Raw genomic sequence first — 13955 nt, 5'->3', positions numbered from 1 at the left:
TAATGATATTTTATATAGAATTTTTTATATTAAGCTGCTTTATCTTCTTTCACTGATTTTAACTCATATGCTTTCCATGCCTTAATTGTAAATATCGCTAATGCTGTTACATTTATACCAGAAAGTACGAACAATAATAAGTCTACAGCTTCAAATACAACATTAGCTCCAAATACAGCTAACGTTCCAGCTGTTACTATTAAAGCTAAATATATTACTATATTTTTATTAATTGGATTTTGTTTAAATAATTTAGTCATATAATAGTATGAACCTAGTATTGTAGTTAATGCTGATAATACAGTAAATGCACATAATACTACTAATCCAAACATACCTGTTACACTTTGAGCTGTAGCAAAGTACTCTGCTAATCTTTCAGCTGCACCACCTTGGAATGTTATTATTCCATTGTTTAATCCATAAGAAGCTATATATGAGGTAACAACTATAGAAACTACAACTGTGACAACTGTAGGTATTAGAGATATCATACCTGCTTCTCTTGGTTTAGAATCAGATTCTTGGGCAGCCATAGCTAATGCTCCCAACCCTGTTTCAGCAGTTTGCAATACTTTTTGCATTCCTAATACAAATCCTAGGGATATACCCGATATACCATTTACCGGATTAGTCATACCTTCTAATATATTAGCAAAATAAGTAGGCATATAATCAGCTGTTTTTATAACGAATAGTGTAAAGAATATAAAATATCCTAAAACTGCACTTCCTATCATATAAGTCATAGCATTCATAAATATTTCGTGCTTCTTAGATAAGACTAATGCTGCAACTACTGCTATTACAGGTATCACTATAAACATATATCTTTGAACTAATGTAAGTTGTATCCCCATAAATTGATCAGCTACTAAATTTGCAACTGAATCTATACCACTAAATTGGAATCCACCGAACCCAAACACTGCAAGTGCAACGAAGCATACAGCATAAATCATTCCTAATTTAGGTGATATTAAATCTCCTATATATTCTTTTGGACTTTTACCCATTATTTTTGAATTTAATGTTTCAGCATAAGAAACTGGAACCATTATGCATGCACCTATTAGTGCCCATATAGCCATAGACTCTACATTAACTTCTCCAGATGCTGAGAATTTTGATAAAGCACCTAATACACCTATTATTGCTCCCGTTCCTATCATAGCACCTAATGAGATAGATGCCGGTCCAATAACATTTTTTAAATTTAATTTAGCCGGTGTAGTTGCTTTTTTTTGAATAATAAATATTGTTCTTATTGATGTGAATGCTCCAACTATTAACATGAATGGTAAAAAAATCGGCCATATAGCATTAGAAATAGCTGTTATTGAATGTTCTAGTTGTAATAAAATATTAGACATTTATAATTTCTCCTTATTTTAAATTTATATATTCTAATATATTTTGTTGAACAATTCTTTTTAAGCTATTACGCTACTGATGCATACCAACTTTATTTTATAAAATAAAATAGGCATCCTCTCAAAACAGTACAAGCTCATAATGTTTAAAGTACCTAATTAAAAATACAAATAAAGTTTGTATTCTTAATTACATTATGATAATTGTATAATTTTGAGAAACGCCTATTTACAATTTTAGTTTATCAATTTTTATAATTAAAAGTCAATATATTTTTTATATTTATTTTAAATTTTTTCATTTATTATATTCATATATGCAATCGCTTTAGAGATTCTGTCTAATATATATGACTTATCTTTACATATTAAATTTTCTTCTATATTCCACATAGAATCAAATAAATCATCACACATATTTTTGAAATCATCATCTGTTGCAATTGCATATTGATGTTTTTCTTTTTGAATATTCATTTTTATAAGCTTAATATCTTTAGATAAAAACATTGATGTATTTTCTTCATTCTTAAAATCTTCTACTACTTTACCATCAATTATCCTTATGTCTATATCAGTACTTTCTTTAAATACTTTTTCTAGATGTCTTATATGTTTTTCCCTTTGCTTAAAAGTTAGTGTAACTGGAATATTAAAAAAACTCAATTCCCCTGATGATATATATTTATTAAGTTCTGACTCATATATTAGAACTTTTAATCCTGATTTATAAGTTAGATTATGAAGGAATATATTTATTTTTCTTAATTTATTCATGATATCTTCATCATATCCAAATATACTTTCTGCAATTTCTAAAAATAAATCTTCAGGCATAAAAAGCTCATTAATATTTCCTATTAACCATCTAGGATCATGTCCCATTATATATTGCATATAAGTAGTGTCCTTTATAATATCTATTGATGACTTTTTATTATAAATTAGATTCCCTTGGGATTTTAATAAACTCTCTACACTATAGTAAAATTCATTCACAGCCTCTTTTTCTTTGGATATATTTGTTAATAAACTAGCTCCATCAGGCCTAAATACTCCAAAATATGATAATTTATTTTTTACTATAAATGCACCTATACTATGTGCTACATCGCAATTGTATATTTCAAAATCCATTTTGTAATAAGATGACACCATACTTAAAATTACCATTGCATTTACTAAAACATCTTCTTTGTCGTACTTAAATCCTGTTAAAAATTTTATACTTAGATTATTTTCTCTTTCTATATTATTTAATTCTTGATTACTTAAAGCTAAGGCTATTTTATCTTCCATAGGAACATGAAATACATCTGCACAAATTAAAATATCTAACTTTTCATTTTTTTCTACATATCCAATTACATCTTCTGCCAAAAACTTTTTTCTTAGTCTTGGATTCACGTAGTTAGTACTATTATATCGTTCTTGGGTATACGTTTCTTGTAGCATTGAACCTTTATTAATATTTCCCGTTGCACTTAAATATGATTTTTTTAAATATTTTTCAATAATATTTAATAAGTACTCTCTTTTATCTTCATTTTCTTTTATATCAATTTCGAAGTATTTTACTATATCATTTGATGTAGATTCTGTTAAAGAATTAACTATAAAATTAGAAATCTCTCTACATATCGCATTTGCATTTTTTGAACTTGGCAAATTTTTTGAATTTATCCATTTACTTATATATGATATGTCATAGCCTAATGATTTCGCTAATGAGCTTTTCTTTTGATTTGATAAATACAATAACTTTCCTAATAATTCTCCAAATATTATATCATCCATTTTTAATACACCCCTTCACTTTATTGCTCAATATTATTATACTTTCTATAATTTGTTATTATAATACCATTTTACTAAGATAAAAGTATAATCTATTTTTAATTTTATTATATAATTTCCTATTATTTTGCAGTCATTTATTTTTTGAATTATATTGAACTTTTTTTCAATTTTTTGAATGCAATACTTGTCCTATTTTTTCATTAACTAGCCACTATTTTTGTTCATTTTTGATGGTATTATAAATGTGTAATCGTTATATTTTGTTGAAAAACGCCTATTTACAACAAAGTATAGTTTTTAATTATCTATAAATTTTTATTTTTTTTATAAAATTTAATTAATTATAAATAACATCATATTTAATATTATTTTCAATTAAAATAAAAAGTCAATTATAGATAATACTTTCTAATCAATATCGTAATTAATTAAAAATTAAGGAGAGATTTTAATGAATGAAAATAAGAAAAAATTTTCTGGAGGTTGGAAAATAGTAATAGCATGTATGCTTATACAAGCTATACCTTATGGTGTAATAGCAAACTTGCAACCTCAATTTATGCATTATGTAGTTAGTGACAAAACTTTAGGTTTTAGTATGGCAAGCTTTTCTCTTATATTTACATTAGGGACTATAGTTTCTGCTGTTGGGTCGCCTATTATAGGTGGGTTATTTAAAAAGTTTAATCTTAAAACATTATATATAGCTGGTGCAATACTTGGCTGTGGTAGTTTTGCAGCATTTTCATTAGCAAAAGCTCCATGGCAATTCTATATAATTGCTGGTGTAATGCAAGTTGGTGCTGCTATACTATCCGCACTAGGAATACCTTTACTTTTAAATGCTTGGTTCGATGAAGCAAGCAAAGGTAAAGCTTTAGGTATAGCTATGGCTGGAGGATCTATAGGTAATATTTTCTTACAAGGTTCTTCTGTTACTTTAATAAATGCCGTTGGATATAAACAAGCTTATTCAATATTTGGAATTGTAGGTCTAGTTGTCGCTATACCAATAATTCTATTTATGATAAGAATGCCTAAAAATGATTCTGAAATAGTAAGATCTAACAAAAGCGATTCTAACGATGTAGAAAACACTGATTCTAATGCAGGGTTTACTGTTAAGGAAGCACTATCTACTACAACATTTAAGTTTTTAGCAATAGGGTTCTTCTTTGTTGGTATCTATGTATCTGCTCTATCAGTACAGTATCCAGCATACTTACATCAAAACCCAGCTGTAAATACAGGTATAATAGGTTCAGTATTTGCCATATGCTCTCTTGCTGGAAATTTAGTTGGAGGTACCTTATTCGATAAGTTAGGCGCTGCTAAAGCATTCTTTATAGCAGGTATAATAGTTGCCATTTCTAATATATCTTTAATATTCGCTATTGATATAACTTATCTAGCTTATGTATTTGCTATAACTAAAGGCTTATCTATATTCGCTTATATAATGGGCCCAGCTTTACTTACTGGTAGATTATTCGGTAATAAAGAATATGCAGGTATACTAGGTATGGTTCAATTAGTATTTGGAATAGGATTCGCTTTAGGGTCATCTGTATTTGGATTAGTTGTTGATAAAGCTGGGTATGGAGTCGCTTGGTGGTCTATCTTATTAGCTGTAATAATAGCATTCACTTCTATAATAACATCTATAAAATCTATGGAAAAAATGAAAAAATCGAACTTACAAGATTCTAGCAATAAAAAAATTGCTTAAACATAAATACCTATTAAAAAGAGAGCTTTAAAAGCTCTCTTTTTATATATTGAATAATTTTATTATTTCTTCATCATGATAGTTTATAACTAATTCTTCAGGGAAGTTATTTTCTTCTATAGCTTTTTTAGAATAAGTAAAATCACCTATATCATAAGATATATGAGAATCAGTTCCCATTATTACTCTTACTTCTTGTTTTTTACATTCGTCTAAAAGCTTAGCTACATTCTCCCATGCACCTTGTCTAAATGTAGTTGGCTTTAATGATGAGTTATTTATTTCCATTAATATATTATTTTGTTTTGCTTTTTCAACTACACGTTCATAATCTACTACATATCTACTATCGTCTAAATGTCCTATTATTTTAACTTTTGGATGATCCATTACCTTAAGTATTGCATTTGTATTTTCCTCTTTAGTTCCAAATTGTATACATGGCGGATGTAAACTTGCTATCATGTAATCGATATGAGTAAGCATGTCATTAGGCACGTCCGTATTCCCTTCAAAATCAACGATATTTGCTTCAATACCCCTAAGTATTTTTAAACCATCGACTTCTTTTGGTATGCAATAAAGACTATGGAAATAAAACGGATGTGGTCCACCTGGCATTTGAGGTGCATGGTCCGATAATCCTAAATATTTTAATCCAGACTTTATAGCAGCTTGAATATTTTCTTGAACTGTACTATAAGCATGTCCACTTACAATGGTGTGAGTATGTAAATCTATTAGTGCTTTCATTTATTGTCCTCCTAAAATTTCAAACTCAATTAAGCCATATTGATAAATCAATATGGCTTGTCTCTTATTATTTTTCTAATCCTTTAAATTTATCCTTAAATAATTCCCCAAGAGTTCCTAATGAATCTTCAGTTTCTAAAAATTCGCTTATATCTTCTTCTGGCTCTCTTGTAGCTTCTTTTATAGATACAACCATTCTTCTATTTCTTGGCTTAAATTCTATTACCATAACGTTAACTTCATCACCAACATTTACAACATTAGTAACTCTCATAACTCTTTCTTCACTTAATTCTGATATAGGTAAAAATGCTTCTACACCATCTCTTATTTTAACAAAAGCACCTTTTTCTATAGTTCTAACTATAGTCCCTGTTATTATATCATCTAATTCTATATCTTGTTTTATTAATTCCCAAGGATCATTATTTATATCTTTTAATGCTAAAGCAAATTTCTTATGTTCAGCATCAATATCTAATACATATACTTGAACTTCTTGTCCTTCTTGTAACATATCTTCTACTGATTCAACTCTTTCCCAAGATAGGTTATTTAGGTGAAGTAACCCCTCTATTCCTCCAATATCTACAAATGCTCCATAAGACATTAGTTTAGTAACTTTACCATCTCTTCTTTGTCCAACTTCTAAAGAATTAAATAACTCTTCCTTCTCTGCTTTAACTTTAGCTATACGGGCTTCTTTTTCTTCTTTTGCCTTTGCTCTTGCAGCTTCTTTTTCTTCTTGTATACGAACTCTTCTTTCTTCTCTTTCTTTATCTAATCGTTCTTGTAATACATCTCTATGAGTAGCTACTAATCTATTTTTCTTAGTATCCATTTCTTTTATGTATACTTCTAAGTTATGCCCTACATATTCTTTTGTATTTGTAACAAACTTAGTATCTAATTGTGATATTGGTATAAATAAAGTTTGTGTTTTGTATGTAGCAAACACTCCTCTTTCTATGTTTTTTTCTACATTAACAGTTATTATTCTATGCTCTTGGTAAGCCTTTTCTAAATCATCAAAGTCAGATTTTTCATCTAATTTAAGCTTAGATAAGTGTATTACTCCATCCTTATGATAAACTTTAGTTATAACTGCAGTTATTTCATCTCCTACATTATATACTTCATCAGCATACTTTCCTTTAGGAAGATTTAATTCCTTTATAGATATAACCCCGTCAAATCCATAACTTAACTCTAAAGTTATCTCATCATGAGCTATTTTAGATATTTTTCCTGTTATAGTTTCTCCAACTTTAACACTATTAAACTCTTGCTCTTGTTGTTCTAATAATTCTTTCATCGATAGATTATCTGTCATAGTTATCAATCCTTTCATTATATAAATATCATATATAAATATTATACCATTAATATTTTAAATACTTACATTTTTCTTACTATATTAAAATACTTATTTTAATAACTTTTTTATTTATTTTATTATACTAAATTACAATAAAAATTTATCATATTATTTTAATTTATTTTAATTTATAATAATTTTTTATAAAATAACTTTAACCTTATCTTTTAGTTTTATGCTATCTGGCTTTATATAGCAATCATATGCTAATACATCTACATCTTTATTTCTAGCATTTATAAGAGCTTCACCTAACTCTTTATGCATTTTTCTGTTTGGTGTAAAATAAGTTACATCACTCATCTGAACTACAAATATTATATAGCATATATACCCTTCCTTTTTCGCTTCAATTAATTCATTTATATGTTTAACTCCTCTTTCTGTTTTTGCATCAGGAAACATTACTATATTATTTTCTTCTAATGTTACTCCTTTTATCTCTATAAAAACTTTTTTATTTTCAGTTTCAACATATATATCAAACCTTGAATTACCATAAGTTTTTTCTGGTTTAATAAATTTTATTTCTTCATCTAAACCTGGTAATATTAATTTTTTACTCATCAAAGCTTCATATACGACTTTATTTGGTATCTGTGAGTCCATATTTATTAACCTTTGTCCTTTTTCAACTGCAATTAATGAGTACTTAGTTTTTCTATTTGGATTATCACTCTCTTCTAAATAAACTGTACAATTTGGAGTTAATAATTCTTTACATCTACCAGTATTTTTTACATGTACTTTTTCAATACAGCCGTCTATATTACAATATGCAATAAACCTATTTGGTCTTTCTATGAATTTAGATTTAACTACTCTTTTATAATGCATTAACCTATTCCATCCTTTTTTATTTTAATATTTATATTTTACGTAAAAAACCCTTATGAATATTATTTATATCCATAAGGGCAACTATTTAAATATATTAATGTGTATTTATTATATCTTCTTTTATACTTTTATTATCTGCATTTTCTATAATAGACAGTGTCTTCTTATAAAATACTACAAAGCACATTATTGTTGTAAGTGCAGCTAATATATCTGCCACTGGTTCTGCTAGGAATACTCCAAATAATTGATTTTCTATAAACATTGGTAGTATAAATATTAATGGAACTAGTAATATTATCTTTCTTAGTAATGCTAAAACTAAAGATATTTTTGCTTGCCCTAATGCTAAGAATGTTTGTTGACATGCAATTTGAATTCCAAATATAAATATTCCAGCAAAATATATTTTTATACTCCACGTAGTTATTTCCATTAAAGCAGGGTCATTATTAAATATACTTACAAATAATTGTGGAACTAACATAAGAGCTGCCCACATTGCTATTGTATATAACGAACATAATGCTAAACATAACTTAAATGTTTGTTTTACTCTATCTATTTGCTTAGCTCCATAATTGTAACTTATTATAGGTTGAGCACCTTGTGTTAATCCCATATTTGGAAGTAATATAATTTGCATTATACTACTCATTATAGTCATCGCACCAACTGCTAAATCACCACCATATTTTTGTAATTGGCTATTTAGAGATACCAAAACTAAACTTTCAGTTGCTTGCATTATAAATGGTGCTATACCTAAAGCTAAGATTGGTAATACTACTTTAGATTCTGGTTTTATATATTTTTTTCTTATTTTTAATAAACTTTTCTTTCCAAATAAGAAATATAGTACCCATATAGCTGAAACCGCCTGAGCTGTTATTGTTGCAAGAGCTGCTCCTTTAACACCCATATCAAATCCAAATATAAGTATTGGATCTAGTACTATATTTATTATAGCTCCTATAGTTACAGTTATCATTCCTACTTTTGCAAATCCTTGTGTATTTATATAAGGATTCATACCTAAAGCAATTTGAACGAATATAGTACCTATAAGATATACGCCTAAGTAATCTAATGCATACCCTATAGTTGCATCACTTGCTCCAAATGCCCATAATATAGGCTCTTTAAATATTAAAAATCCTAAAGTCAATAATATCGCTAATATTATTAGAACTGAAAAACTATTACTCATTATTTTTTCTGCGCCTTCGTTGTCCTGCTCACCCATTTTTATAGCAGCTAACGGAGCTCCTCCCATACCTACTAACGCACTAAATGCAGATATAATTAAAATTATAGGAAAAGCTACACCAACACCTGCCATAGCCATGTCTCCACCTTGCATTCTTCCTATAAATATTCTATCAACTATGTTGTACAAAACATTTACTAACTGTGCAATTATTGCTGGAGTTGCTAATTTAAAAAGAAGTTTTCCTACACTTTCTTTTCCTAAATCAGTACTTAAATTGCTCATTTTATTTCCTCCAATAAGTTTTATTTTAAATTAATTCTATAATTAAAAAATATTTACATTCGAATATTTCATATTATTATACTATATTCGTTTTAATTTTAAAATATTTTAATTGAAAATATTTTTCAATTTTTATACCCATAAATATCCGAATTATTAATCTTAATTATAATACATAAAAAAAATAACTTTAATCAATACTGATTAAAGTTATTTTAATTGGAGCTGGTGATAGGAATCGAACCTACAACCTGCTGATTACAAGTCAGCTGCTCTACCGTTGAGCCACACCAGCATATATTATTTGGAGGCGACACCCAGATTTGAACTGAGGATCAAGGAGTTGCAGTCCACTGCCTTACCACTTGGCTATGTCGCCTCATTAACTACATTAATAATTATATTAATATTTGTTAAAATTTTCAACTTTTTTCATTCGTCATATTTTGACTTTTTATACTATAAGAAACTGCGTCTCAAACGCAGTTTCTTATTTTTATTTTCCTAAAAACATTTTTAAATCATCTTCAACATTAGTTATTCCGCCTATACCAAAGTTTTCAACTAATACTTTTGCTACATTTGGTGATAAAAATGCTGGTAACGTCGGGCCTAAATGTATATTCTTAACCCCTAAATATAATAATGACAATAATACTATAACAGCTTTTTGCTCATACCAAGCTATATTAAACGCTATAGGTAATTCATTTATATCTTGAAGTTCAAATACTTCTTTAAGTTTTAATGCAATTAATGCTAATGAATACGAGTCATTACATTGACCTGCATCTAATACTCTTGGTATACCATTTATATCTCCTAAAGGCAATTTATTATATTTATATTTTGCACATCCTGCAGTAAGTATTACTGTGTCATTTGGTAATGCTTTTGCAAAATCAGTATAGTAATTTCTTGATTTAGCTCTTCCATCACATCCTGCCATTACAAAGAATTTCTTTATTGCCCCTGTTTTTACTGCTTCTACAACTTGATCTGCTAGTGCAAATACTTGATTATGTGCAAATCCACCAATTATTTCTCCTGTTTCTATTTCTGTAGGAGCTTGACACTCCTTAGCCTGTTCTATTATCTGTGAGAAATCCTTATCATCTTCTGACGCACCTTTTATATGAGTACATCCAACAAATCCAGCAGCTCCAGTAGTATATAATCTATCTTTATAACTATCTTTTGGTGGTACTATACAGTTTGTAGTCATTAATATTGGTCCATTAAAACTTTCAAATTCTTCTTTTTGCTTCCACCAAGCATTTCCATAGTTTCCTGCAAAGTGAGAGTATTTCTTAAATGCTGGATAATAATGGGCTGGTAACATTTCTGAATGTGTATAAACATCTATACCTGTTCCTTCTGTTTGCTTTAATAATAATTCTAAGTCTTTTAAGTCATGTCCTGATACTAATATCCCTGGATTATTTCTAACACCTATATTAACTTTTGTTATTTCTGGATTACCATAAGTACCTGTGTTAGCTGAATCTAATAAAGCCATTCCATCTACACCAACTTTTCCAGTTTCTAAAGTTAATGCTACTAATTCATCTATACTTAAGCTGTCATTTAGCATTTTTGCTAATGTACTTTGCATAAATATATTTATAGATTCATCATCATATCCTAGGGCATTTGCATGTTTCATATATGCAGATAGTCCTTTTATACCATATATTATAAGTTCTCTTAAACTTCTTATGTCTTCATTTTTAGTAGCTAATACGCCTACCTTTGTTGATTTTTTATCCATCTCTTCATTTGAGTTAGCATTATATAATGCAGCTTCAGATAAATTAGATTTATTATCTAATAATGATAATAATTCTTCTTTAATATTTAATGTTTCTTTTACTCTTTCATAGAATATCTCATCATCAAAATTAGCATTTGTTATTGTAGTAAATAAATTTATTGTTACTATATGATTGACATTTGATGGTACTTGCTTTCCTTCTTCTCTCAATCTTGTAGTTACTTCTGATAATCCTTTAGTTGTATATATTAATAAATCTTGCATTCTAGCTAAATCTGGTGATTTTCCACATACTCCAAATTTTGTACAGCCTGTACATCCTGCTGTTTCTTGACATTGAAAACAAAACATTTTATCTTCCATTTTGATTCCTCCATTTTAAATGTGTATTTTATATACTCATTATATGTTATAATCAGTATATACTTCCGTAACATAGGTTACATTATTATATAATAAAGAAAGTTTGGTGAAATTTATGATTATGAGCAAAGATGATATACTAAGGTTCTTCGAAGAATCTCCATACACTGTTATAAGTTACTCTAAAAATGATGTTATAGCACTTGAAGGAACGCCTTGTACCAAAGTAGGCTTAGTTTTAGATGGAGAAATTGATATTAAGCGTATCTTAAGTAGCAATAATGTTATTCATCTATCTTCTTTTACTAGAGGCGAGTTTTTTGGAGAAGTGATAGCATTTTCTGATACAAATAAATATCCAGCTACAGTTTTAGCATCAAAACCAAGTAGTGTTATGTTTATTAGCAAAAACGACTTTATAAGTTTTTGCTCTCATAATCCTGAATTCTTGTCGATGTTTTTAAATGATTTAACAAATAAAATTATTAGCTTAAATAATTCTATTACAGGACTCTCATTGACTAGCATACGTCAAAAAATTGCTAACTATTTAGTTGTAGAATCTAAAAATCAAGAAAGTATTTTTATTAAACTTAATATGACAAAACAAAAATTATCTGAGAAGTTAGGTATACCAAGACCTTCTCTATCTAGGGAGTTAATAAAAATGAAAGATGATGGTCTTATTGACTATGCTCAAGATGTTATTAAAATTATTGATATCAATGAATTAAGATCTATTTTAATGCAATAAATATACATAAAAGAAGTTAGATTTAAAAAAATCTAACTTCTTATTTTATTAACTATTTAGTATCGATACTAATTTTTTAAGTTTTTTTTCATCTATCTTTTTAAATGGATCTTTATCAGTCCTCACAGCTGTACCAAAGTGATAATCACAACAACATATACTTTCTTTAACTTTTTCTATATTATCAAAGTTTAGACCTCCACCTAGTAACACTTTTATATTTTTAGATTCATTAATCATTTTATTTATAGTATCTAAATTATTTATTATATCTCCCTTTCCTCCAGATGTAAGAACATTTGTTATTTTACTATAACTATTTAATAGTTTTATACTTTCTACAGGATTAGTTTCATCTATTGCCTTATGAAAAGTTATGTCTAATGAATTAGTATTTTCTATCAATCTATTTAAATTAACTTTATCTATTTTATCTTTATCATCCAATAAACCTAACACAATACCATTTGCACCTATACTATTAACAATTTCTATATCCTTTAACATTATATTAATATCTTCTTCGCTATACACAAAGCTATTTGCATGATGTCTAATCATAACATTTACAGGTATCTTAACACTATTTACTACTTTTTCTATAAGGCCAAAACTAGGAGTAAGACCCCCTTCTGTAAGTGCACTTACCAGTTCTATTCTGTCTGCCCCACAATCCTCTATCATTTTAGCATCTTCAACTGTCATTCCTATAATTTCTAGCATATGTCCCCCCTATTATGTTCTTTTGTAATTAATATATATAATACTATAAATAGGCCTAATTTTATATTCTATTTTACTTACTTCTATTTTCATAAAATGGCTCTAAATGTACAATAACTTGAACATTTTTATTTAAAGTGTTTTTTATTCTATCTTCGATTTCATGTGTTAAATAATGAGAGTGCTCTATACTAATATAAGGATCTATTAATAAGTGCATATCAATGTGTATATCATTTCCACATCCTCTATTTCTAATCTTATGAACTCCTTTTACTTCTTCGAAAGTTTTAACTATATTTTCTATCTCATTTTCATCTATTATAGCTTGATCTACTAATACAGCCGTTGATGACTTAAATATTTCATAAGCTGAGTATATTATAAACCCAGAAACTATTAATGATGCTATTGGATCAATAATAGATGGTAATCCTAATTTTACTCCTATTAAAGTACATAATACCCCTATAGATACAAATATATCACTTCTTGTGTGCATTGAATCCGATATTAATATATAGCTATTTAATTTTTTTCCTATTCTATTTTCATAAGTAGTTACAAATATATTTATACATAACGTTATAATTAATGCTATTAAACTTTCCGTAGTTATTGTAGGATGAATCGAATTTGAAAATCTTGATATAGATGTTAATATTATTTTCCCAGCTATTATAAGTAGCATGCCCCCAATAAACATACTTGCAATAACTTCATATTTTGTATGTCCGTAGGGATGTTCCTTATCTTTCGGTTTTGATGCAATACCAATTCCAACAATACCAACTATGTTTGATGCTCCATCTGATAGAGAATGAAACCCATCAGCAGTCATACTTGCACTTTTTATTGTCGTACCAACTAAAATTTTTAGTATTGCAACAAAAAAATTTGCAAATAATATTATCCATAGTACTTGTTTTATTTTTCTAAAATTATTATCTTGCATATAAATCCCCCTAAATTA

11 protein-coding genes and 2 tRNA genes are annotated in these 13955 nt (G+C 27.8%); 2 read left to right on the top strand and 11 right to left on the bottom strand.

Annotation, left to right across the window (positions count from 1 at the left end; translation table 11 throughout):
* Nucleotides 1–29: 29 nt before the first annotated feature.
* Nucleotides 30–1373, bottom strand: a complete 1344-nt coding sequence (locus tag NWE74_RS14535; protein ID WP_258243705.1) for an alanine:cation symporter family protein — start codon at nucleotides 1371–1373, stop codon at nucleotides 30–32.
* A 288-nt stretch (nucleotides 1374–1661) separates the two neighbouring features.
* Nucleotides 1662–3170 carry a hypothetical protein gene (locus NWE74_RS14530; RefSeq protein WP_258243704.1) on the bottom strand — a complete coding sequence of 503 codons (1509 nt, stop codon included), beginning with the start codon at nucleotides 3168–3170 and terminating at the stop codon, nucleotides 1662–1664.
* A gap of 454 nt (nucleotides 3171–3624) precedes the next feature.
* Between NWE74_RS14530 and NWE74_RS14525 the strand changes: the two genes are divergently transcribed.
* Nucleotides 3625–4902: a conjugated bile salt MFS transporter gene (locus NWE74_RS14525; RefSeq protein ID WP_258243703.1), complete on the top strand. Its 1278-nt coding sequence runs from the start codon at nucleotides 3625–3627 to the stop codon at nucleotides 4900–4902.
* A gap of 42 nt (nucleotides 4903–4944) precedes the next feature.
* Here the strand turns inward: NWE74_RS14525 and NWE74_RS14520 are convergent, their stop codons facing one another.
* The 7 genes from NWE74_RS14520 to hcp all read right to left on the bottom strand — a co-directional run bounded on the left by NWE74_RS14520 (nucleotide 4945) and on the right by hcp (nucleotide 11505).
* Complete coding sequence (locus NWE74_RS14520; RefSeq protein WP_258243702.1) at nucleotides 4945–5655, bottom strand: phosphatase; 711 nt, start codon at nucleotides 5653–5655, stop codon at nucleotides 4945–4947.
* Nucleotides 5656–5722: 67 nt separating this feature from the next.
* Nucleotides 5723–6988, bottom strand: coding sequence for a 30S ribosomal protein S1 (locus NWE74_RS14515; protein ID WP_258243701.1), 1266 nt, complete (start codon nucleotides 6986–6988; stop codon nucleotides 5723–5725).
* A 186-nt stretch (nucleotides 6989–7174) separates the two neighbouring features.
* A complete protein-coding gene (sfsA, locus tag NWE74_RS14510) occupies nucleotides 7175–7870 on the bottom strand; it encodes a DNA/RNA nuclease SfsA (protein ID WP_258243700.1) in 696 nt (231 codons plus the stop codon).
* A 97-nt stretch (nucleotides 7871–7967) separates the two neighbouring features.
* Entirely contained in the window at nucleotides 7968–9368 is a 1401-nt protein-coding gene (locus tag NWE74_RS14505) for an MATE family efflux transporter (RefSeq protein ID WP_258243699.1), read from the bottom strand.
* Between the two features lie 220 nt (nucleotides 9369–9588).
* A tRNA-Thr gene (locus NWE74_RS14500) sits at nucleotides 9589–9663 on the bottom strand.
* A gap of 10 nt (nucleotides 9664–9673) precedes the next feature.
* A tRNA-Cys gene (locus tag NWE74_RS14495) sits at nucleotides 9674–9747 on the bottom strand.
* A gap of 117 nt (nucleotides 9748–9864) precedes the next feature.
* Nucleotides 9865–11505, bottom strand: a complete 1641-nt coding sequence (gene hcp, locus NWE74_RS14490) for a hydroxylamine reductase (protein ID WP_258243698.1) — start codon at nucleotides 11503–11505, stop codon at nucleotides 9865–9867.
* A 115-nt stretch (nucleotides 11506–11620) separates the two neighbouring features.
* Between hcp and NWE74_RS14485 the strand changes: the two genes are divergently transcribed.
* Nucleotides 11621–12259, top strand: a complete 639-nt coding sequence (locus NWE74_RS14485; RefSeq protein WP_258243697.1) for a Crp/Fnr family transcriptional regulator — start codon at nucleotides 11621–11623, stop codon at nucleotides 12257–12259.
* Nucleotides 12260–12307: 48 nt separating this feature from the next.
* Here the strand turns inward: NWE74_RS14485 and NWE74_RS14480 are convergent, their stop codons facing one another.
* A complete protein-coding gene (locus tag NWE74_RS14480) occupies nucleotides 12308–12982 on the bottom strand; it encodes a copper homeostasis protein CutC (protein ID WP_258243696.1) in 675 nt (224 codons plus the stop codon).
* A gap of 73 nt (nucleotides 12983–13055) precedes the next feature.
* Nucleotides 13056–13937: a cation diffusion facilitator family transporter gene (locus tag NWE74_RS14475; RefSeq protein WP_258243695.1), complete on the bottom strand. Its 882-nt coding sequence runs from the start codon at nucleotides 13935–13937 to the stop codon at nucleotides 13056–13058.
* Nucleotides 13938–13955 lie beyond the last annotated feature (18 nt).

The sequence above is a fragment of the Romboutsia lituseburensis genome, from assembly GCF_024723825.1.
Taxonomy (GTDB): Bacteria; Bacillota; Clostridia; order Peptostreptococcales; family Peptostreptococcaceae; genus Romboutsia_F; species Romboutsia_F lituseburensis_A.
This window is presented reverse-complemented; position numbering and strand designations above follow the sequence as displayed.

Excerpts from the sequence above, each read along its gene's own strand:
- NWE74_RS14535 (WP_258243705.1), bottom strand. The coding sequence starts at position 1,373 with ATGTCTAATATTTTATTACAACTAGAACATTCAATAACAGCTATTTCT.
- hcp (WP_258243698.1), bottom strand. The coding sequence starts at position 11,505 with ATGGAAGATAAAATGTTTTGTTTTCAATGTCAAGAAACAGCAGGATGT.
- NWE74_RS14520 (WP_258243702.1), bottom strand. The coding sequence starts at position 5,655 with ATGAAAGCACTAATAGATTTACATACTCACACCATTGTAAGTGGACAT.
- NWE74_RS14480 (WP_258243696.1), bottom strand. The coding sequence starts at position 12,982 with ATGCTAGAAATTATAGGAATGACAGTTGAAGATGCTAAAATGATAGAG.
- NWE74_RS14530 (WP_258243704.1), bottom strand. The coding sequence starts at position 3,170 with ATGGATGATATAATATTTGGAGAATTATTAGGAAAGTTATTGTATTTA.
- NWE74_RS14485 (WP_258243697.1), top strand. The coding sequence starts at position 11,621 with ATGATTATGAGCAAAGATGATATACTAAGGTTCTTCGAAGAATCTCCA.
- NWE74_RS14475 (WP_258243695.1), bottom strand. The coding sequence starts at position 13,937 with ATGCAAGATAATAATTTTAGAAAAATAAAACAAGTACTATGGATAATA.
- sfsA (WP_258243700.1), bottom strand. The coding sequence starts at position 7,870 with ATGCATTATAAAAGAGTAGTTAAATCTAAATTCATAGAAAGACCAAAT.
- NWE74_RS14525 (WP_258243703.1), top strand. The coding sequence starts at position 3,625 with ATGAATGAAAATAAGAAAAAATTTTCTGGAGGTTGGAAAATAGTAATA.
- NWE74_RS14505 (WP_258243699.1), bottom strand. The coding sequence starts at position 9,368 with ATGAGCAATTTAAGTACTGATTTAGGAAAAGAAAGTGTAGGAAAACTT.
- NWE74_RS14515 (WP_258243701.1), bottom strand. The coding sequence starts at position 6,988 with ATGACAGATAATCTATCGATGAAAGAATTATTAGAACAACAAGAGCAA.